This is a genomic window from Paraburkholderia sp. BR10923, assembly GCF_040948765.1.
GTDB lineage: Bacteria > Pseudomonadota > Gammaproteobacteria > Burkholderiales > Burkholderiaceae > Paraburkholderia > Paraburkholderia youngii.
The window spans coordinates 1-19,126 of record NZ_JBFPKO010000001.1 but is presented as its reverse complement, the minus strand read 5'-3'; the positions used below and the strand labels follow the sequence as shown (position 1 = coordinate 19,126).

At 64.3% G+C, this 19,126-nt stretch carries 20 protein-coding genes and 1 pseudogene; 8 read left to right on the top strand and 13 right to left on the bottom strand.

From position 1 onward, the window contains the following. Window positions 1–71: 71 nt before the first annotated feature. Window positions 72–1,442, bottom strand: a complete 1,371-nt coding sequence (gene pmbA / locus AB3X94_RS00105) for a metalloprotease PmbA (protein WP_176124213.1) — start codon at window positions 1,440–1,442, stop codon at window positions 72–74. Window positions 1,443–1,593: 151 nt separating this feature from the next. Here pmbA and yjgA point away from each other — a divergent pair, with 151 nt between their 5' ends. Both yjgA and mog read left to right on the top strand, forming a co-directional pair. Continuing rightward, window positions 1,594–2,202 (top strand): ribosome biogenesis factor YjgA, encoded by a 609-nt coding sequence (gene yjgA, locus AB3X94_RS00100; protein WP_176105412.1) that lies wholly within the window; start codon window positions 1,594–1,596, stop codon window positions 2,200–2,202. Beyond that, a complete protein-coding gene (mog, locus tag AB3X94_RS00095; protein WP_368610529.1) occupies window positions 2,183–2,824 on the top strand; it encodes a molybdopterin adenylyltransferase in 642 nt (213 codons plus the stop codon). The genes yjgA and mog overlap by 20 nt, the downstream gene beginning before the upstream one ends. 38 nt (window positions 2,825–2,862) lie before the next feature. Here mog and orn read toward each other — a convergent pair whose 3' ends face one another. After that, window positions 2,863–3,474 carry an oligoribonuclease gene (gene orn / locus AB3X94_RS00090; protein WP_152853925.1) on the bottom strand — a complete coding sequence of 204 codons (612 nt, stop codon included), beginning with the start codon at window positions 3,472–3,474 and terminating at the stop codon, window positions 2,863–2,865. 227 nt (window positions 3,475–3,701) lie between these two features. Here orn and AB3X94_RS00085 point away from each other — a divergent pair, with 227 nt between their 5' ends. From AB3X94_RS00085 to AB3X94_RS00075, 3 genes are read left to right on the top strand one after another with little or no spacing between them, the layout of a single operon-like run. Next, window positions 3,702–4,961, top strand: coding sequence for a M48 family metallopeptidase (locus tag AB3X94_RS00085; RefSeq protein WP_176105410.1), 1,260 nt, complete (start codon window positions 3,702–3,704; stop codon window positions 4,959–4,961). Then, complete coding sequence (gene rsgA / locus AB3X94_RS00080; protein ID WP_176105409.1) at window positions 4,958–5,947, top strand: ribosome small subunit-dependent GTPase A; 990 nt, start codon at window positions 4,958–4,960, stop codon at window positions 5,945–5,947. The genes AB3X94_RS00085 and rsgA overlap by 4 nt, the downstream gene beginning before the upstream one ends. A 1-nt stretch (window position 5,948) precedes the next feature. Next, on the top strand, window positions 5,949–6,269 hold the full coding sequence (locus AB3X94_RS00075; RefSeq protein WP_176124218.1) for a DUF2007 domain-containing protein: 321 nt from the start codon (window positions 5,949–5,951) through the stop codon (window positions 6,267–6,269). Between the two features lie 69 nt (window positions 6,270–6,338). On the opposite strand, the gene AB3X94_RS00070 is transcribed toward AB3X94_RS00075, so the two are convergent. From AB3X94_RS00070 to rpsP, 6 genes are all read right to left on the bottom strand, one after another. Further along, window positions 6,339–7,277, bottom strand: a complete 939-nt coding sequence (locus tag AB3X94_RS00070) for a CobD/CbiB family protein (RefSeq protein ID WP_176105407.1) — start codon at window positions 7,275–7,277, stop codon at window positions 6,339–6,341. 149 nt (window positions 7,278–7,426) lie between these two features. Continuing rightward, a complete protein-coding gene (locus AB3X94_RS00065) occupies window positions 7,427–8,185 on the bottom strand; it encodes a CoA pyrophosphatase (RefSeq protein WP_176105406.1) in 759 nt (252 codons plus the stop codon). An 87-nt stretch (window positions 8,186–8,272) separates the two neighbouring features. Then, window positions 8,273–8,659 (bottom strand): 50S ribosomal protein L19, encoded by a 387-nt coding sequence (gene rplS, locus AB3X94_RS00060; protein ID WP_176105405.1) that lies wholly within the window; start codon window positions 8,657–8,659, stop codon window positions 8,273–8,275. Between the two features lie 146 nt (window positions 8,660–8,805). After that, on the bottom strand, window positions 8,806–9,573 hold the full coding sequence (gene trmD, locus AB3X94_RS00055; RefSeq protein ID WP_176105404.1) for a tRNA (guanosine(37)-N1)-methyltransferase TrmD: 768 nt from the start codon (window positions 9,571–9,573) through the stop codon (window positions 8,806–8,808). Between the two features lie 25 nt (window positions 9,574–9,598). Then, window positions 9,599–10,333: a ribosome maturation factor RimM gene (gene rimM / locus AB3X94_RS00050; protein ID WP_368610528.1), complete on the bottom strand. Its 735-nt coding sequence runs from the start codon at window positions 10,331–10,333 to the stop codon at window positions 9,599–9,601. 134 nt (window positions 10,334–10,467) lie between these two features. Next, the gene (rpsP, locus tag AB3X94_RS00045) at window positions 10,468–10,722 is read right to left on the bottom strand and encodes a 30S ribosomal protein S16 (RefSeq protein ID WP_013090118.1); all 255 of its coding nucleotides are present in this window, start codon (window positions 10,720–10,722) and stop codon (window positions 10,468–10,470) included. Between the two features lie 171 nt (window positions 10,723–10,893). Between rpsP and AB3X94_RS00040 the strand changes: the two genes are divergently transcribed. Together AB3X94_RS00040 and AB3X94_RS00035 are read left to right on the top strand one after the other, a co-directional pair. After that, on the top strand, window positions 10,894–12,078 hold the full coding sequence (locus AB3X94_RS00040) for a sorbosone dehydrogenase family protein (protein WP_368610527.1): 1,185 nt from the start codon (window positions 10,894–10,896) through the stop codon (window positions 12,076–12,078). A 197-nt stretch (window positions 12,079–12,275) separates the two neighbouring features. Continuing rightward, the gene (locus AB3X94_RS00035) at window positions 12,276–12,743 is read left to right on the top strand and encodes an NINE protein (protein WP_176105401.1); all 468 of its coding nucleotides are present in this window, start codon (window positions 12,276–12,278) and stop codon (window positions 12,741–12,743) included. Window positions 12,744–12,777: 34 nt separating this feature from the next. Here AB3X94_RS00035 and AB3X94_RS00030 read toward each other — a convergent pair whose 3' ends face one another. Both AB3X94_RS00030 and AB3X94_RS00025 read right to left on the bottom strand, forming a co-directional pair. Continuing rightward, window positions 12,778–13,929: a PA0069 family radical SAM protein gene (locus AB3X94_RS00030; protein ID WP_368610526.1), complete on the bottom strand. Its 1,152-nt coding sequence runs from the start codon at window positions 13,927–13,929 to the stop codon at window positions 12,778–12,780. Window positions 13,930–14,075: 146 nt separating this feature from the next. Continuing rightward, complete coding sequence (locus AB3X94_RS00025) at window positions 14,076–14,564, bottom strand: Lrp/AsnC ligand binding domain-containing protein (RefSeq protein WP_013090122.1); 489 nt, start codon at window positions 14,562–14,564, stop codon at window positions 14,076–14,078. Between the two features lie 180 nt (window positions 14,565–14,744). Here AB3X94_RS00025 and AB3X94_RS00020 point away from each other — a divergent pair, with 180 nt between their 5' ends. After that, window positions 14,745–16,031 carry a D-amino acid dehydrogenase gene (locus tag AB3X94_RS00020; RefSeq protein ID WP_368610525.1) on the top strand — a complete coding sequence of 429 codons (1,287 nt, stop codon included), beginning with the start codon at window positions 14,745–14,747 and terminating at the stop codon, window positions 16,029–16,031. A gap of 139 nt (window positions 16,032–16,170) precedes the next feature. Here the strand turns inward: AB3X94_RS00020 and AB3X94_RS00015 are convergent, their stop codons facing one another. The 3 genes and pseudogenes from AB3X94_RS00015 to AB3X94_RS00005 all read right to left on the bottom strand — a co-directional run. After that, on the bottom strand, window positions 16,171–17,961 hold the full coding sequence (locus AB3X94_RS00015; RefSeq protein ID WP_368610524.1) for an acyl-CoA dehydrogenase: 1,791 nt from the start codon (window positions 17,959–17,961) through the stop codon (window positions 16,171–16,173). Between the two features lie 98 nt (window positions 17,962–18,059). After that, window positions 18,060–19,007 (bottom strand): electron transfer flavoprotein subunit alpha/FixB family protein, encoded by a 948-nt coding sequence (locus tag AB3X94_RS00010; protein ID WP_368610771.1) that lies wholly within the window; start codon window positions 19,005–19,007, stop codon window positions 18,060–18,062. Window positions 19,008–19,029: 22 nt separating this feature from the next. Then, window positions 19,030–19,126, bottom strand: a pseudogene (locus tag AB3X94_RS00005) (electron transfer flavoprotein subunit beta/FixA family protein); the annotation flags it as partial.

The following is a 19,126-nucleotide window of genomic DNA, read 5'->3' as shown; positions in this document are numbered from 1 at the left end:
GCCACGCAACGTTGAGCTGCGTGGCGTTTTCGTTTGATACGGGACAGCGCCGGAACGCGCCGCCGCGCGGCTTACTGCCCCGCGATCGTCATCCTCTCGATCAGCACCGAGCCGGTCTGCTTGGTGCCGCGCGTGATCGTATCCGCGCCGATTGCGACGATATGGCGGAACATCTCCTGCAGCGTGCTCGCGACCGTGATCTCTTCGACCGGGTACTGGATCTTGCCGTTCTCGACCCAGAAGCCCGACGCGCCGCGCGAGTAGTCGCCCGTCACGTAGTTGACGCCCTGCCCCATCAGCTCGGTCAGCAAGAGACCCGTGCCGAGCTTCTTCAGCATGGCTTCGAAGTCGTCGTCGGCGCGCGTGTTCGAGCTGAGCAGCGACAGGTTGTGCGAGCCGCCCGCGTTGCCGGTGGTCTTCATGCCGAGCTTGCGCGCCGAGTAGGTAGACAGGAAGTAGCCCTCGACGACGCCGTCCTTCACGACCGAGCGCTGACGCGTGCGCACGCCTTCCTCGTCGAACGGCGCGCTGCCCATCGCGCGCGCGACGTGCGGATCTTCGACCACCTGCACGTGCGGCGCAAACACCGGCTTGCCGAGGCTGTCGACCAGAAACGAGGTCTTGCGATACAGCGCGCCGCCGCTCGTCGCCTGTACGAACGCGCCGAGCAGGCCCGCCGCGAGCGGCGCTTCGAACAGCACCGGCACCTTGCGCGTGTCGAGGCCGCGCGCGCCGATGCGAGCGAGCGCGCGCTGCGCCGCGTAACGGCCGACCGCTTCGGGATCGGCGAGCTCGTCGGCGCTGCGCGTCGACGTGTACCAGTCGTCGCGCTGCATGTTGCGGCCGCTGCCGGCGATCGGCGCGCACGCGATGTAGTGGCGCGAGTACGGGTAGCCGGCGAGGAAGCCGCGCGAGGTCGCCAGCACGAACTGCGAATGCTGCGCCGACACGCTCGCGCCTTCGGAATTCTTGATCTGCGGATCGGTCGCGAACGCGGCGTCTTCGGCGCGGCGCGCGATTTCGACCGCTTCGTCGGCCGACAGATTCCACGGGTGATAGAGATCGAGATCGCGCGGCGCGGTTTCGAGCAGCTCGGCTTCGGCGAGGCCTGCGCAATCGTCTTCGGCGGTGAAGCGCGCGATGTTGTAGGCGGCCGCGACCGTGTCCTTCAACGCTTGCGGCGAGAAGTCCGAGGTGCTCGCGTTGCCGCGCTTGTTGCCGATGAACACCGTCACACCGACCATCTTGTCGCGGTTGTGCTCGATCGTCTCGACTTCGCCGCGCCGCACGGAGACGGACAGGCCGTCGCCCTCGGAGATTTCGGTTGCGGCGTCGGTGCCGCCGAGCGCCTTCGCGTGACGGAGGATGTCCGAGGCGATTTCCTTCAGTTCATCCTGGGTATGCGGAAAAAAGCGCTGCTTGACGTCCATGTCTGCTGCCATTGTGGTTGCCGTCCTGTTGGGGCCGCGCGGCCCTGGATATGCGCACCGTGTTCGGCGCGAGATGCGCGGGTGCGGGATAAATGCATCCCGCGATCATAGCAAGGTACGCGCCGCCGCGGGTCGGGCCGGCGCGGCAAGTTACAATACCGGCATGACACGCAAAACCCGCATTCAACCGATCGAATCGGTCGTCACGGAAGTCGACGAAAACGGCTACGATCGTCCGAGCAAGTCCCAGGTCAAACGCGAAATGCAGGCGTTGCAGGATCTGGGCGCGGCGCTCGTCGCGCTGCCGAAAGACGCGCTCAAGCGCATGCCGCTGCCCGAAAAGCTCGACGAAGCCGTGCGCGAAGCGCGCCGCATCACTGATCATGAGGGCAAGCGCCGCCAGATCCAGTACGTCGGCCGCGTGATGCGCTCGCTGCTCGACACCGAAACCGCCGCGCTGCGCACCGCGCTCGACACTTACAACGGCGTCAACAAGACGGAAACGGCGAAGCTCCACTGGATCGAACGCACCCGCGAAAAGCTGCTTGCCGACGACGCCGCACTGACCGAGTTCATCCGCCAGCACCCGGCCGCCGACCCGCAGCAGGGCCGCACGCTGATCCGCAACGCGCGCAAGGAAGCGCAGCAGAGCAAGCCGCCGCGCTACTTCCGCGAGCTGTTCCAGTGGATCAAGAACGCGGCCGGCGCCGGCGACGAAGCCGAAGACGCTGACCTCGCCCCGGAACACGACGATGACGACCGTGACGCCTGATCAACGCAAGCAACGTAACCACCCCGACGAAATCGTGATCGGCCTCGTGTCGATCAGCGACCGCGCGTCGACGGGCGTGTACGAGGACAAGGGCATTCCGGCGCTGCAGGAGTGGCTCGGCGCGGCCTTGAGCTCGCCGTGGCAAGTCGTCACGCGGCTGATCGCCGACGATGCGCCGACCATCTCGGCGACGCTGATCGAACTGGTCGACGAAGTGGGCTGCGATCTGGTACTGACGACCGGCGGCACCGGCCCGTCGCGCCGCGACGTGACGCCCGAGGCGACGCTCGCGGTGGCGACCAAGGAGATGCCCGGCTTCGGCGAGCAGATGCGGCAGATCAGCCTGAATTTCGTGCCGACCGCGATCCTGTCGCGCCAGGTCGCGGTGATCCGGGAAACCGATCAGCACGCCGCGCTGATCGTCAACCTGCCCGGCCAGCCGAAATCGATCCGGGAAACGCTGGAAGGCCTGCGCGATGACGGCGTGGTGAAGGTGCCGGGAATTTTCGCTGCGGTGCCCTACTGCATCGACCTGATCGGCGGGCCTTACCTGGAAACCAACGCGGACGTGGTGAAGGCGTTCCGGCCAAAGAGCGCGCAGCGCGCGCCGCGGCAGGACTGAGGTTGGCGGATTAGGGCCTGCAGGTGCAGGCCCGCGCTTTATTTGGCGCTCGCGGCGGCGTCGGGCGCCGACGGCACGAGGAAATGCTCGCGGTAGTACTTCAGTTCGTCGATCGACTCGTGAATATCGGCCAGCGCGGTGTGCATCGCGCGCTTCTGGAAGCCCTTGTAGATGACCGGCTGCCAGCGCCGGCACAGCTCCTTCAGCGTGCTCACGTCGAGGTTGCGGTAGTGGAAGAAGCTCTCCAGATCCGGCATCCAGCGCGCCATGAAGCGGCGGTCCTGGCAGATCGAGTTGCCGCACATCGGCGACTTGCCGGGCGGCACGTACTGGCCGAGGAATTCGCGGATCTGCGCGGTTGCGTCGGCCTCGCTGACCGTCGAGGCCTTCACCCGATCGATCAGCCCCGAGCGGCCATGCGTGTTCTGGTTCCACTCGTCCATCTTCGCGAGCGTCTCATCGCTCTGATGAATCGCGAGCACCGGACCTTCGACCATCCTGTCGAGCGTCGAATTCGTCACCACCACCGCGATCTCGATGATGCGGTCGGTGTCGGGCTCGAGCCCGGTCATTTCCATGTCCAGCCAGACGAGATTCATGTCGCTGCGCACGAGCGGCGGCTGTTCGGTGGATGCGAGGATGTCAGTCATGAAGGCAACCCTGAGGGCCGCGCCGCGGGCTTCGCTGCAAGCCCGTGCGGCGCGGCATGTGTTCGTTTGAAATGGATTCGCGCGGTTCGAGCCGGGCCGGCTGCGCTGAAGCGCCGCCTTGAACTGCTGCCCGGAGCTAATGCGTCAAACCGCCGCGTTAAACCGTATCTCCGCCCTGAGGCGGGAAGAAACATATAATTCTCGCATAGATACCACGGAATCCTCGGATGCCTACCCTGTACTTCACCGCCCTCTTCATCGTCGCCGTCGTCGCGATGGTCGGCATCAAACTCTGGCTCGCGTCGCGGCAGATCCGCTTCGTCGTCGCGCATCGCGAACAGGTGCCCAGCCAGTTCGTGAACACCATCGCGCTCACCGCGCATCAGCGCGCAGCCGACTACACCGTCGAGCGCACGCGGCTCGCGATGGTCGAGATCGTCGTCGGCGCGGCCGTGCTGATCTGGCTCACGCTGCTCGGCGGCGTGCAGATGCTCGATCTCGCGATCTCCGACTGGCTCGGCCGCGGCTATGCCGGTCAGATTGCGCTGGTTGCCGCTGTGATCGCGATCACGAGCGCGATCGACCTGCCGTTCGACTACTACCGGCAGTTCGTCGTCGAGCAACGCTTCGGCTTCAATCGCATGAGCAAAAGCCTGTTCTTCTTCGACCGTCTGAAGGGCGCGCTGCTCGGTATCGCGTTCGGCTTGCCGCTGTTGTTTGTCGTGCTGTGGCTGATGAACCGCGCGGGCAACCTGTGGTGGCTGTGGGCATGGGTCGTGTGGGTCGCGTTCCAGATGTTCGGCCTGCTGATTTTCCCGACCTTCATCGCGCCGCTCTTCAACAAGTTCGAGCCGCTGAAGGATGAAGCGCTCGTGACCCGCATCGAGGCGCTGATGAAGCGCTGCGGCTTCGCCGCGAAGGGTCTGTTCGTGATGGACGGCAGCCGCCGCTCGGCGCACGGCAACGCGTACTTCACCGGCTTCGGCGCGAGCAAGCGCATCGTGTTTTTCGACACACTGCTTGCGCGCCTGTCGGGCCGCGAGATCGAAGCGGTGCTCGCGCACGAGCTCGGCCACTTCAAGCGCCGTCACGTGATGAAGCGCATGCTCGTCACGTTCGCGATCAGCCTCGCGATGCTCGCGCTGCTCGGCTGGCTGACGCAATGCGTATGGTTCTACGAAGGGCTCGGCGTGCGGCCGTCGCTCATTGGCGGCAACAGCGGACTCGCGCTCGTGCTGTTCTTCCTCGCGCTGCCGGTGTTCATGTTCTTCGTCACGCCGCTCGGCAGCCTCAGCTCGCGCAAGCACGAGTTCGAAGCCGACGCGTTCGCCGCGTCGCAAACCGACGCGCACGATCTGATCAACGCGCTCGTCAAGCTGTACGAGGACAACGCGTCGACATTGACGCCCGATCCGCTCTACACCGCGTTCTACTACTCGCATCCGCCGGCCTCGCAGCGGATCGACCGACTGTTGCAGCACGCATGAGCGGCCGCGCTCCCAAGAAAGCGGCGCGCGGCGCCGGGTCCGGCATGCACGGCGCGCGCACGGGCGGGCTCGTGGTGGCCGCGCACGGCCGCCACTATCTGGTCGCCCCTGAAGACGGCGGCGCGCTGCTACAGTGTTTCCCACGCGGCAAGCGCAGCGAGGTCGCGGTCGGCGATCGCGTGGTCTACGAGCCGACTTCGGCGGATCAAGGCGTGATCGTCGAAATCGGCGAGCGGCGCAATCTGCTGTATCGCTCGGACCAGTACAAGTCGAAGCTGTTCGCCGCGAACCTCGACCAACTGCTGATCGTGCTCGCGACCGAGCCGCATTTCAGCGAGGATCTGCTCGGCCGCGCGCTCGTCGCCGCCGAGGCGAACGAACTGAAGCCGCTGATCGTGCTGAACAAGATCGACGTCACCGCTGCTCTGGATGGCGCGCGCAAGCGGCTCGAGCCGTATCGCGCGCTCGGCTATCCGGTGCTCGAAGTGTCGATCCGCATGCAGCCCGAGGCGGCACGCGCCACGCTGACCGAACATCTGCACGGTCACGCGACACTGCTGCTCGGTCAGTCCGGCATGGGCAAATCGACGCTGGTGAACCTGCTGATTCCCGATGCCGAAGTGGCGACGCGCGAGATCTCGACCGCGTTGAACAGTGGGCGCCATACGACGACGTTCACGCGTCTTTATCCGCTGCCTCAGTCGGAGGGTACGGCCGATTTGAATCACGTCAACGGCGCGGCCGGCGCGCTGATCGACTCGCCGGGCTTCCAGGAATTCGGCCTGCACCATCTGACCGAAGGCCGGCTCGAACGCGCGTTCCCCGAGTTCCGGCCGCTGCTGCCGAACTGCCGTTTCTATAACTGCCATCATCTGCACGAGCCTGGCTGCGCGATCCTCGAAGCGGTCGCCGACGGCCGCATCCGCCGCGAACGGCATGCGCTTTATGCGCAACTCGTGCACGAGGCGAGCCAGATCATCCGCTGACATGAAACTGATGCGCGCGCCGAACCTGATCATCGGACAGCATTGGGTCAACGTGCTGGAGACCGCGGGCATCGCCTGCGAGCTGCATAACCGCTATCTGAACGGCGCGCTCGGCGAGATTCCGGCCGATCAATGCGCGCCGGAGCTGTGGCTCGTCGATGAACGCGATGAGGCGGTCGCGCGGCGGCTGATCGAAGCGGCGTCGCGAGGACCGGCACCGGGCGCGCCTCTATGGCAATGTCAGCAGTGCGGCGAGATGCTCGAGGCGCAGTTCACCGTGTGCTGGCAATGCGGGACTGTGCGCGATCCTTTGAAGGGGTGAAGCGTCGTCAGGAATTGAAAAAGCCGGGCAACGCCCGGCTTTCTCTTGTGCTGCGCGCGCGTGGCTGCTTCAGGCGAGCCACACCGCGATGGTCAACATCAACAGCAGGATCATCCACAACACGACCGCGCGCCACACGAGCCCCACCGCCGATTGCAGCGTGCGCGGCGTGCAGTCGTCGCCGACCTGCATCGGACCGCCGTCGCCGGTGGCGAGCGCGTCGAGGCTCGACGGCTCCGCGAGTGGCCCAGCCAGGCGCGCGCCGAGCGCCCCGCTGCCCGCGGCGAGCAACACGCCGTCGTTCGTATCGGGCCATTGCCGCGCATGATTGCGCCACGCGTAAATCGCATCCTCGAAATTGCCGACGATCGCAAAGCCCAGCGACGTGAGCCGCGCCGGCACCCAGTCGATCACGAAGAACGCGCGCTGCGCGAAGCTCGAAAACGCGACGGTGCGGTCGTCGGCCGGCCGCGCCCATGCGCGCGCCAGATATTCCGCGCAACGGTACAGCACCGCGCCGGCAGGGCCGACCGGAATCAGGAACCAGAAGAACACGCCGAACACGTGGCGATGCGACGCGACCACCGCGTGAATCAACGTGTGACGCACGATCTCGCTGACCGGCATGTCGACTGTCTCGAGCCCGGTCCATTCGTTGAGGATTTCGCGCGCGCGTGGCACGTCGTCGTTGTTCAACGCGAGATGGATGTCGGTGAAGTAGTGGCTGAACTGCCGGAAGCCGAGCGTGAAGTACAGCACCACGACGTTCCACAGGAACGCGAGCATGAAGTGAATGTGATACAGCACGTAATAGACGAGCGCGACTGCGAGCGTCCAGGGTAGCACCACGACGAGCCACGCGAGCAGACCGTGACGTTGCTTGCCAGCATCGAATCCGTGCGCCGCCGACTCCGCATGGTATTGAAGCAACGCAGACACCGGATTGTTCGGCGATAGCGCGCGTACCTGTTCAATGATCAGAGCCAGCAATACGGAGAAAAAAGTCATGCGATGCGCCGTGCTTTTTAAGTTTTTACGATTGTTTTATAACGATAGCACAGGGTCGGATGAGTCTGAACGCGGACGCTGACAAAGCGCCAACAAGTGCGTCGTTCGCGCAACTCGCATCGTCGGCGCGTCGATGCGAGTCATATCTCTCACGCGGCGAGGAACCGATACAGGTTGCGCAGCATCGCGGCCGTCGCGCCCCAGATGAAATGATGGCCGCTTTGCACGGCCGCTGGCGTGGCCGTCTGCGCGTGTTGCCCGCCGTGCTGCTCGGCGGCTTCCGGAGCGACCGTCAATTCGCCGCGCGGATACGGCATCGCGAAGAAGCGGCGCTCCCCGCCCTCGTAGCGGAACAGCCGCTCTTCGTGGTTGGACGGGTCCATCAGGAACGCGAGCGGCACTTCGAAAACCTCGGCGACTTCGAGCGGATCGATCTCCAGCGAGAACGGCGGATGCACGAGAGCGATGATCGGCGACACGCGAAAGCCGGTGCCAGTCAGATAGTCGGGCAACGCGCCGAGAACTTCGACGCGCGACGCGTCGAGACCCACCTCTTCGCGCGCTTCGCGCAGCGCCGTGGCGGTCGCATTGGCGTCGAACGGTTCCTGGCGGCCGCCGGGGAAACTCACCTGGCCGGCGTGATCGCTCAGATGGTCCGCGCGCTGCGTGAGCAACACGGTAAGGCCTCGCGCACGCACGACGAGCGGCACCAGCACCGCGGCCACGCGTGGGTCGAGGTCGGTGTTGCGCCACGGCGCATCGGCAATTTTTTCAGGGGTCCAGGCAAGTTGCCGTTCGAAGCGCGCCCGCAGTGCATCGGGCGTCAGACGCTCGCCCGTGACCGGTGGCAGATCGGCGCCCGTCGCGATGACAGGCAGAGTTTCGGGCTCAAAGACGGGGCGGATCAACGGGTCTCTCTGATGAGCGGGGACATGCTGCTATTTTGACCTGGCCAACAAAAAAGCACCCGCGAGGGGTGCTTTTTCTTACAGCATTTACGCTTCGGAAGGAGCGCGGTCCTTCGAGACCAGCTTTTCCTTGATTCGAGCCGACTTGCCCGAACGCTCGCGCAGATAGTACAGCTTCGCACGACGCACATCGCCGCGACGCTTGACGACGATGCTTGCCAGCAGCGGCGAATACGTCTGGAAAGTACGCTCGACGCCTTCGCCCGACGAAATCTTGCGGACGATGAACGACGAATTCAGACCACGGTTACGCTTGGCGATCACGACGCCTTCGTAAGCCTGCACACGCTTACGCGTGCCTTCAACCACGTTCACGCTGACGATGACCGTATCGCCCGGACCAAAATCCGGAATGGTCTTTTCGCCGAGAACGCGCGCGATTTCTTCCTGCTCGAGTTTTGCAATCAGATTCATCACTGACTCCTAGATCCATCTTGTCGGCGTTCGTACCTGCCCACGCTTACTGCGTTGGGCTACGGCCCCGATAGAGGATGGGTTCACATCTGGCACCGCACACGCATATACGGCACCGCCTTTTGTCCGCTCGAAAGACCGGAGCCTCAGGCCTTCGGCTCTTCCTTCGCGAGACTTGCGAGCCACGCCTCGTCGGCACGGCTCAGCATTCTGTTCTTTCTGGCCTTCACGATCAGATCGGGCCGTTTGTTCAACGTGTTGCGCAGTGCTTCGCGCCGCCGCCACGCTTCGATTTCCGCATGATGGCCGCCGAGCAGCACATCGGGCACCCGCACGCCCTCGTATTCCTCGGGACGTGTGTAGTGCGGACAATCGAGCAGCACGTCGACGAAACTATCCTGCACCGCCGACTGCGAGTCGTTCAGCACGCCGGGCAACTGACGCACGACCGCATCCATCAATGCCATCGCGGGCAGCTCGCCGCCCGACAGCACGAAGTCGCCAAGGCTAACTTCCTCGTCGACGACACGGTCGAGCAGACGCTGGTCGATCGCTTCGTAACGCCCGCACAACAGGATCAGACCGGGTTCGGCCGCGAACTTCATCACGCGCTCGTGATTTAACGTGGCGCCTTGCGGCGACATCATCACGACGCGCGACGCGCCGATGCCCTGCTCCGCCTGCGCCGCCTTCGCGGCACTGATCGCATCTTCGAGCGGCCGAGCCAGCATGACCATGCCGGGGCCTCCGCCGTACGGGCGATCGTCGATGGTGCGGTAGTTGTCGGTCGTGAAATCGCGCGGATTCCACGTACGCAACCCATAACGCTGCTGTTTCGCGGCCCGGCTGGTGATACCCCAGTCAGTCAGCGCGCGGAACATTTCTGGAAAGAGCGTCACGACATCGAACTGCATCGCTCTCCCCACTCAACGATAGATTTCAATAGTCAGCTTCCCAGTCGACGACGATCTGCTTGGCCGTCTGGTCCACCGTTTTGACAAAGACGCCGACGAACGGAATCAAACGCTCGCCTGCGATCGGCTTGCCGCTTTTATCGGTAGCCGGGTATTCGATGCGCAGCACCGACTGCGCGCCGTTGTCGATCATGCTGGCGACCTTGCCGAGGCCGAGCCCAGCGAGATTCACCACATCCAGGCCGATCAGATCGACCCAGTAGAATTCGTCGGCTTCGAGCGCCGGAAATTCGCTACGGCTGATGTACACGCGAGAGCCGCGCAAAGCCAGCGCCACATCGCGGTCAGCGATGCCACCCAGACGGGCGACCACGCTGTCGCTATGCGTTTTGGCCTGCAAGGTCGGCGCCGATTTGCGCTCCTGGCCTTTCAGCAGCCACCAGCGCTTCGCGCTCAGCAAGGCGTCGCCGCCCTGCCCGGCATCCGCATGCGCGGCCACCTTGACCCAGCCTTTGAGACCATACGCGTCGACGATTGCGCCGACTTCGACCGCATCGGCCGGCCAGCTCGCCGCCGTTTCGATGCGCATTTCTGCAGCTTCGGAACCAGCGTTCGCTACCTTGGCCTGCGCCTCTTTCACCTTGCCGTCGGTTCGTTCGACCGGCTTGCGGACGAATGCGCCGAACGACGCCTGACCAGACGCCTTTGCGCGCGAAGCTGCCTTGGCGCTACCAGAACTGCCGGAATCACGCTCAGACATCGAATAACCTCGACAACCACTTCGCAGCAGGCTTTGGCGTCTGCTTCAGTAACACAAATTGCGTATCGGACTGCTCACGCGAGTTGCGCGAGCCGCCGGCCGCACCGACGACGATACGCCCGCGGGCTGCCATATCAAGCAGCCGGCTGTGCCTTTTGGGCTTCCTTCACGAGACGCTCGACGGTCGGCGACAGCTGCGCGCCAACACCTTGCCAGTACGTCAGGCGATCCTGAGCGATACGCAGGGACTCGCCCTTCGTAGCGACCGGGTTGTAGAAACCGACGCGCTCGATGAAGCGGCCGTCACGACGGCTGCGCGAGTCGGTGGCGACGATGTTGTAGAACGGGCGCTTCTTGGAGCCGCCACGAGCCAAGCGGATGATGACCATACTAGAATCCTTGAAAACCGGGGTTCGGAACGACTGAAACACGCGATTATAGCGGGAAACCGACGCCATAACAAACACTTACCGGGATAAACTGAGGAACCGCGCCGCACCGGCCTTCCACAAGAGGTGCGAGAACCCGCTCAAACGCCCGAATTACCTGAAGGAGCGCGTGTGCAACGCCAACTGAACCTCCTGTTTCCATTCGCCTTTTTTGCTTTTTTCGTGCGCTTTGCTGGACTTTCGCGCACCCCGCGCAGCCGGATCCTACGCGTGGCGGCGGCCACGTTGGTCGCCGCGCAGGCGTTGACGGCAAACGCCGCGCTACCCATCGAAAAAATTAAACTGCCGCCGGGCTTTCACATCGAGGTGTTGTCGGACGAGGTGCCGAGCGCACGCGCGATGACGTTATCGCCCAAGGGCATTCTGTACGTGGGCAGCAACGATGGGCACGTCTATGCGCTCGAACTGCGGAACGGCCGGGTGACGGGCCACCACGTGATCGCGTCCGGGCTGCAGATGCCCGCCGGTGTCGCGTGGCGCGATGGCGCGCTGTACGTGTCGGCCGTGTCGAAAATCGTGCGCTTCGATGCGATCGACTCGCACCTGAACGATCCGCCGAAACCGGTCGTCGTCACCGACAAGCTGCCGACGGACACGCATCACGGCTGGAAATTCATCGCGTTCGGCCCGGATGGCAAGCTGTACGTGCCGCAAGGCGCGCCGTGCAACATTTGCCAGAGAGATCCGGACCGCTTTGCGCTGATTGGCCGCATGGACCCGGACGGTAGCCACTACGAGGTCGTCGCGCGCGGCATCCGAAATTCGGTTGGCTTCGCGTGGCATCCGATCACCCACGAACTGTGGTTCACCGACAACGGTCGCGACTTGCTCGGCGACGACATTCCGAGCGACAAGCTCAGCCGCGCGTCACGAGTCGGCATGAACTTCGGCTTTCCGTACTGTCACGGCGGCGACACGCCCGACCCCGAGTTCGGCAAGGATCATCCGTGCAGCGACTTCACGCCGCCCGTGGTCAAGCTTGGCGCGCACGTGGCGGCGCTTGGCATGCGCTTCTACGACGGCCCGATGTTTCCGCCCGACTACCGCAACAATATCTTCATCGCCGAGCACGGCTCGTGGAACCGCAGCAAGAAGGTAGGCTACCGCGTGGTGCGCGTGATCACCGACCCTGACGGCAGCCACGCACGCCAGCAAGTCTTTGCCGAAGGCTGGCTGCAACCCGGCGAATCGGTGTGGGGCCGTCCCGCCGACGTGCTGCCGCTGCCGGACGGTTCGCTACTGATCAGCGACGATACCGCCGGCGCGATCTATCGCGTCACGTATTCGGCGCCGTAGAGCGCGGATGCATGCATGTCCGGTTGAGCGGCTGCACTGGTCTTCAGCCAGTTGCGGCGCGTACCGCCGCCCCGCTTTCAGCGCGGGCGCTCGCCCTCAACGTAATCACCCGCCCGCCGCAGGCGTAGAATGCGCATCGGCCCGCGCCCTGCGGCACACCGCTCCTTTCGACCGCCTGTCACTCTGCCCACGCGTTCATGTCCACCGTTGCCTTGACCTCCCCGCGCTTCAGATCCAAGACGCTCACCGCCGCGCTGGCGTTCCTGTTCGGCAGCCTCGGCGCCCACCGCTTCTATCTGTATGGCATCCGGGACATCTTCGGCTGGACGCATCTGCTCGGCACGCTGATCGGCATTCCCGGCGTGATGCTGCTGATCGCGACCGAGCGCGCGTCGATCCTCGGCTGGGTGCTTGCGTCGATCGGTGCGGTTTCACTGTTCGCTGCGTTTCTGGCCGCGCTCGTCTACGGGCTGCGTCCGGATCAGAAATGGGATGCGCAATTCAACGCCCACACGCAACGCAAAAGCCGCTCGGGCTGGACGGTCATTTTCGTCGTGATCTTTTCGCTGCTCATCGGTGCGTTTCTGCTGATGACCGGTCTCGCGCTCGCGTTCCAGACCTACTTCGAAAGCCAGGTCGAAGCGGCCAAAGCGATTTCGCAGTAACACCCGTCGCGGGACCAGCAGGCATTCCTGCGCGCTAGAAGAGCCTCAATTGCGGATTGTCACGCGCCGGTGCGCTCGCCTGCCCGGCGCGCGGCGACTCGATCCGGCGGAAGTGCGACATGTCGAGAATGCCGCGGTCACGCCCGCTCAGCCCCAACCGGCGCGCGGCCTTGTGAAAGCGCTGCTTGAGCAGATCCGCCCATAACCCCTCTCCCTTCATGCGGGTCGAGAACGACGAGTCGTAATCCTTGCCGCCCCGCATGTCGTGCACACGGTTCATCACGCGCTCGGCACGATCCGGGAAATGTGCGCTCAGCCAATCCTTGAACAGCGGCGCGACCTCCCACGGCAACCGCAGCACGATATAGCTCGCGTTGCTGGCGCCCGCTTCCGCGCACGCTTCGAGCACGCGCTCCATGTCCGGTTCGGTGACGAACGGGATAACCGGCGCGATGCTGACGCCGACCGGAATGCCCGCCTCGCTGAGCGTACGGATCGTGCGCAGCCGGCGCGACGGCGTGGCCGCGCGCGGTTCGAGCGTGCGCGCGATGTCGGCGTCAAGCGTGGTGATCGTGATCGCGGCCATGAATTGCCCGCGCTCCGCCATCGGCGCGAGCAGGTCGATATCGCGCTCGATCAGCGACGATTTGGTGATCGCCCCGAACGGGTGATTGCGCTCGCTGAGCACCTCGATCACCCGACGCGTAAGTCGCAAGTCGCGTTCGGCCGGCTGCCATGCGTCGGTCGCGACGCCTAGCGCGATCGGCTCGGGCACATAGGATTTCTTCGACAGTTCCCGCTCGAGCAGTTCGGGCGCGTTGATCTTCGCGTAAATGCGGCTTTCGAAATCGAGCCCCGGCGACAACCCCAGGTAACTGTGCGTGGGCCGCGCGAAGCAATAGATGCAACCGTGCTCGCAACCGCGATACGGATTCAGCGACACATTGAACGGAATGTCCGGCGACGCGTTGCGTGTGAGGATGGTTTTGGCGGGCTCCTCGAACACCTGCGTGCGCAGGAGCTTCGGCTCGCAGTCTTCGTCGGCCGCCTGCCAGCCGTCGTCGACGGCCTCGCGCTGGTCGACTTCGTAGCGGCCTTGCAGGTTCGTGACCGCACCGCGCCCCTTGCGAGGCGCCGGCGGCGCGATCGGAAATTCGGGAATGTCAGGGGTGTCGGGGTCATCCACGGCGGGCCACGCAAAGCTAGCACAAACACGAAGCGCCAAAAGAAAACGGCGCAAAACACCTGTATAAATATACAGTATTTGCGCCGTTTGTCGAGCACTTCGTGTGCCGCGAGATGCGCGACCAGTCCCGCCAGCGATCAGGCACTTTAGTCGGTCACCGCGATCGTCAGCGTCTCCTTGATTTCCTCCATCACCACATAGCTCTTCGACTGCACCGCTCCCGGCAACTGCAGCAGGATGTCGCCGAGCAACTTGCGGTAGTCGGCCATTTCGCCGATGCGCGCCTTGATCAGATAGTCGAAATCGCCCGACACGAGGTGGCACTCGAGCACCTCGGGGATCTTCTGCACCTCGCGGCGGAACTGGTCGAACATGTTGCCGCTCTTGTGATCGAGCGTGATCTCGACGAACACCAGCAGCGCCGCGCCCAGTTCTGCCGGATTCACGCGCGCGTAGTAGCCGGTGATCACGCCGTCGCGCTCCATCCGCTTGACGCGCTCGATGCAAGGTGTCACCGACAGACCGACCCGTTCCGCCAGGTCTTTCATCGCCATACGGCCGTCCTGCTGCAACAGCCGCAGGATCTTGTGATCGAGCTTATCGAGAGCCCGCACGGGATGGCGCTGGGTACGCATAGTGTTTTTGCTGAAAATGATGAAAATACGATAACAAAACCTGCTTCACTGTTAATAGTATAGCGGTTAACACTGGGCAGACGGCATTTCACCTCACGTTGCAGCTCGTTGAATCGAAGCAGATCGAATCCAGCGAAACGCGCCTTGCCCTCACTCAATTTTTGGACATCTGGAGCAGCTATGCGAGTCGTCGTTTTGGGCAGTGGCGTCGTCGGTGTAACGAGCGCGTACTACCTTGCACGCGCCGGTCACGAAGTGACCGTCATCGATCGCGAGGCCAGCCCGGCGCTCGAAACCAGCTTTGCCAACGCGGGCCAGATCTCGCCGGGCTACGCGTCGCCGTGGGCCGCGCCGGGCGTGCCGCTGAAGGCCGTCAAGTGGATGTTCCAGAAGCACGCGCCGCTCGCGATCCGCCTCGACGGCACTACGTTCCAGCTGCAATGGATGTGGCAGATGCTGCAGAACTGCACGGCGCCGCGCTATGCGGTGAACAAGGGCCGCATGGTGCGGCTCGCCGAATACAGCCGCGACTGCCTGCAGGCGCTGCGAGCCGACACCGGCATCCAGTACGAAGGCCGCACCGGTGGCACGCTGCAGGTATTTCGCACGCAGCAGCAGTTCGACGGCGCCGCGAAAGACATCGCCGTGCTGCAGGAAGCCAACGTGCCGTACGAGCTGCTGAGCGCCGACCAACTCGGCAAGGCCGAACCGGCGCTCGCCGCGGTGTCGCACAAGCTCACCGGCGGCCTGCGCCTGCCAGGCGACGAAACGGGCGACTGCCAGATGTTCACGACGCGCCTCGCGGCACTCGCCGAGCAACTGGGCGTCAAGTTCCGCTACAACACGCCGATCGACGCGCTCTCGATGGCAGGCGGCCGCATCGCCGGCGTGCAGTGCGGCGGCGAACTGGTGCGCGCGGACTCGTTCGTGGTCGCGCTCGGCTCGTACTCGACGCGCTTCCTCGACGGCATCGTGAAGATTCCGGTCTATCCGCTGAAGGGCTATTCGATCACCGCGCCGATCGTCGACGCGGCTGCCGCGCCGGTGTCGACAGTGCTCGACGAGACCTACAAGATCGCGATCACGCGCTTCGATGACCGGATTCGCGTCGGCGGCATGGCTGAGGTCGTCGGCTTCGACAAATCGCTGCGCGAGGCGCGCCGCAAGACGCTCGAGCTTTCGGTGAACGACCTGTTCCCCGGCGGCGGCGACACGTCGAAGGCGACGTTCTGGACCGGTCTGCGACCGATGACGCCGGACAGCACGCCGATCGTCGGCCGCACGCCGGTGCCGAACCTGTTCCTGAACACCGGCCACGGCACGCTCGGCTGGACGATGTCGTGCGGCTCAGGCCAACTGCTCGCCGACCTGATGTCGGGCAAGCAACCGGCGATCCGCGCGGACGATCTGTCGGTGCATCGCTATCTCGGCGAGACCGCGGGCGAACATCGGCCGGCGTATGCGTGAGTTCGAGTGCGTGCGCTGACGCGGCCCTGGCCGCAAGCGCACGCGGCAACCAACAGCAGCGGCAAAAACAAACGGCGCCTCGCGAGGCGCCGTTTGCTTTTCAATGTGCCGCCGCAATCGCGACAGGCATCAACGCACCTCAGAACTGATCTTCCGACAAAGCCAGCACGCCCTCGCCACCCTTCGCGCTGACGATCGCCACTTCGAGCGCCGCCGCCTGTGGCAGCACATGCTCGGCGTAAAACCGCGCGGTCGCAATCTTCGCGTCATAAAACGCGGGATTCTCGTCGCGCCTCGCCGCCGCGGCAAGCTGCGCACGCGCCATCTGCCAGCCGCCCAACACGATGCCCGCGAGCTTCAGATAGGGTACGCTGCCCGCGAACACCGCATTTGGATCGCCCTTCGCATTCGCGACGACGAAATCGACGACCGCGCCAAGCGCCCGCTGACCCTCAGCGAGTTGCGTCCGCATCGACGCGAACGCCGCGCCCTGCTGCGCGCCGAACGCTTCGACCGTTTCGGCGATACCAGCAAGCAGTTCCTTCGCGACCTTGCCGCCGTCGCGCAGCGTCTTGCGACCAATCAGGTCGTTGGCCTGGATCGCGGTCGTGCCTTCGTAGATCGGCAGAATGCGCGCGTCACGGTAGTACTGCGCGGCGCCGGTTTCCTCGATGAAGCCCATGCCGCCATGCACCTGCACGCCGAGGCTCGTCACGTCGATTGACAATTCCGTGCTCCAGCCCTTCACGATCGGCACCAGGTATTCGTAGATCGCCTGATGCTTGGCACGCGTCGCGTCGTCAGGATGACGATGCGCGATATCGCAGTGCGAGGCCGCGACGTACGCGAGCGCGCGCGACGCCTCGGTGAGGCAGCGCATCGTCGACAGCATGCGGCGCACGTCCGGGTGCTGGATGATCGCGACCGACTGCTTCGCGGAGCCATCCACGGGACGGCTCTGCACGCGCTCCTTCGCATACGCGACCGCTTTCTGATACGCGCGATCCGAAATCGCGACGCCTTGCATGCCGACCGCGAAACGCGCGGCATTCATCATGATGAACATGTATTCGAGGCCGCGATTCTCTTCGCCGATCAACTGACCGATCGCGCCGCCGTGATCGCCGAACTGCAGCACCGCGGTCGGGCTCGCCTTGATGCCGAGCTTGTGCTCGATCGACACGCAATGCACATCGTTGCGCTCACCGAGCGAGCCGTCCTCGTTGACGAGAAACTTCGGCACGACGAACAGCGAAATGCCCTTCACACCATCGGGCGCGTTAGGCGTGCGCGCAAGGACGAGATGGACGATGTTCTTCGCCATGTCGTGCTCGCCCCAGGTAATGAAAATCTTCGTGCCGAACAGCTTGAACGAACCGTCGGCCTGCGGCTCGGCGCGCGTGCGCACCAGCGCGAGATCGGAGCCCGCCTGCGGCTCGGTCAGGTTCATCGTGCCGGTCCATTCGCCTGAAATCAGCTTCGGCACGAAGGTCTTTTTCTGCGCTTCGCTGCCGGCGGTCAGTAGTGCTTCGATCGCGCCGTCGGTGAGCAAAGGACACAACGCGAACGACAGATTCGACGCGTTGAGCATTTCGACGCATGGCGTCCCGATCAGCTTCGGCAACCCCTGTCCTTCGTAGTCGAGCGGGTGCTGCACACCCTGCCAGCCGCCCTCGGCGAACTGGCGGAACGCGTCCCTGAAACCGGGCGTCGCGCTGACGACCCCATCCTTCCAGCTGCTCGGGTTGCGATCGCCGTCGACGTTCAGCGGCGCGAGCACTTCGCCGCACAGTTTCGCCGACTCGTCGAGCACGGCCTGCGCCGTATCGAGGTTCGCGTCTTCGAAGCCGGGCAGCTTCGCGATGTCTTCGAGTCCGGCCAGTTCTTTCATCACGAACAGCATGTCCTTGATGGGCGCCGTATAGCTCATTTCGGTTCTCCTCCCTTGATATGAAAAAAGGGCGCGGGACTTGGTCGGTCCAGCGCCCTTCGCTTATTCTCGGCGGCCTGTTTCAGCCGCCGCGGCGCTTAGCCGAGTTCCTTCACGAGTTCCGGTACGAGGGTGAACAGATCACCGACGAGGCCGTAGTCGGCCACGCTGAAGATCGGCGCTTCTTCGTCCTTGTTGATCGCGACGATTACCTTACTGTCCTTCATGCCCGCGAGGTGCTGGATCGCACCCGAGATGCCGACCGCGACGTACAGTTGCGGTGCGACGATCTTGCCGGTCTGGCCGACCTGATAGTCGTTCGGCACGAAGCCCGCGTCGACCGCTGCGCGCGATGCGCCCAGTGCCGCGCCGAGCTTATCGGCCAACGGCTCGAGCACCTTCGTGTAGTTCTCGCCGTTGCCCAGACCCCGGCCACCGGACACGATGATCTTCGCGCTCGTCAGTTCCGGACGATCGAGCTTCGTCACTTCGCGGCTCACGAACTGCGAGATGCCTGCGTCGGCTGCGGCTTCGATCTTTTCGACCGCTGCGCTGCCGCCTTCGGCTGCAACGGCGTCGAAACCGGTCGAGCGCACGGTGATGACCTTGATCGGATCAGCCGATTGCACGACCGCAATGGCGTTGCCCGCGTAGATCGGACGCTCGAACGTGTCGGCGCTGTCCACCGCGGTGATGTCGCTGATCTGCGCGACGTCGAGCTTTGCGGCGATACGCGGCGCGATATTCTTGCCGTACGCGGTAGCCGGCGCGAGGATATGCGTGTAGTTCCTGGCCGCATCTTGCACAAGCGTCAGCACCGTCGCTTCGACGTTTTCCGCGAGACCCGCTTCGAGTTGCGGCGCGTCGGCGAGCAGTACCTTGGCGACGCCGGCGATCTTCGCTGCGGCATCGGCCGCGGCCTGCGCGTTATGCCCCGCGACCAGCACGTGAATCTCACCGCCGATCTTCTGTGCCGCTGCGATCGTATTCAGCGTCGCGGCCTTGATCGATGCATTGTCGTGTTCTGCTACTACCAGATTAACCAGATTCGTCATTTCTTGCGTCTCCTCACAGCACCTTGGCTTCGGTCTTCAGCTTCTCGACCAGCGTCTTCACGTCCGGCACTTTCACACCGGCGGAGCGCTTCGGAGGCTCGGCGACCTTC

Bases quoted from the DNA above. Each gene is read 5' to 3' on its own strand.
- AB3X94_RS00075 (WP_176124218.1), top strand. From the start codon at position 5,949: ATGAAACTGATGCGCGCGCCGAACCTGATCATCGGACAGCATTGGGTC.
- rimM (WP_368610528.1), bottom strand. From the start codon at position 10,333: ATGTCTGAGCGTGATTCCGGCAGTTCTGGTAGCGCCAAGGCAGCTTCG.
- rplS (WP_176105405.1), bottom strand. From the start codon at position 8,659: ATGAATCTGATTGCAAAACTCGAGCAGGAAGAAATCGCGCGCGTTCTC.
- AB3X94_RS00085 (WP_176105410.1), top strand. From the start codon at position 3,702: ATGCCTACCCTGTACTTCACCGCCCTCTTCATCGTCGCCGTCGTCGCG.
- rpsP (WP_013090118.1), bottom strand. From the start codon at position 10,722: ATGGTCATCATCCGCTTGGCTCGTGGCGGCTCCAAGAAGCGCCCGTTC.
- AB3X94_RS00015 (WP_368610524.1), bottom strand. From the start codon at position 17,961: ATGAGCTATACGGCGCCCATCAAGGACATGCTGTTCGTGATGAAAGAA.
- AB3X94_RS00035 (WP_176105401.1), top strand. From the start codon at position 12,276: ATGTCCACCGTTGCCTTGACCTCCCCGCGCTTCAGATCCAAGACGCTC.
- AB3X94_RS00070 (WP_176105407.1), bottom strand. From the start codon at position 7,277: ATGACTTTTTTCTCCGTATTGCTGGCTCTGATCATTGAACAGGTACGC.
- orn (WP_152853925.1), bottom strand. From the start codon at position 3,474: ATGACTGACATCCTCGCATCCACCGAACAGCCGCCGCTCGTGCGCAGC.
- yjgA (WP_176105412.1), top strand. From the start codon at position 1,594: ATGACACGCAAAACCCGCATTCAACCGATCGAATCGGTCGTCACGGAA.
- AB3X94_RS00020 (WP_368610525.1), top strand. From the start codon at position 14,745: ATGCGAGTCGTCGTTTTGGGCAGTGGCGTCGTCGGTGTAACGAGCGCG.
- mog (WP_368610529.1), top strand. From the start codon at position 2,183: ATGACGACCGTGACGCCTGATCAACGCAAGCAACGTAACCACCCCGAC.
- AB3X94_RS00025 (WP_013090122.1), bottom strand. From the start codon at position 14,564: ATGCGTACCCAGCGCCATCCCGTGCGGGCTCTCGATAAGCTCGATCAC.
- trmD (WP_176105404.1), bottom strand. From the start codon at position 9,573: ATGCAGTTCGATGTCGTGACGCTCTTTCCAGAAATGTTCCGCGCGCTG.
- rsgA (WP_176105409.1), top strand. From the start codon at position 4,958: ATGAGCGGCCGCGCTCCCAAGAAAGCGGCGCGCGGCGCCGGGTCCGGC.
- pmbA (WP_176124213.1), bottom strand. From the start codon at position 1,442: ATGGCAGCAGACATGGACGTCAAGCAGCGCTTTTTTCCGCATACCCAG.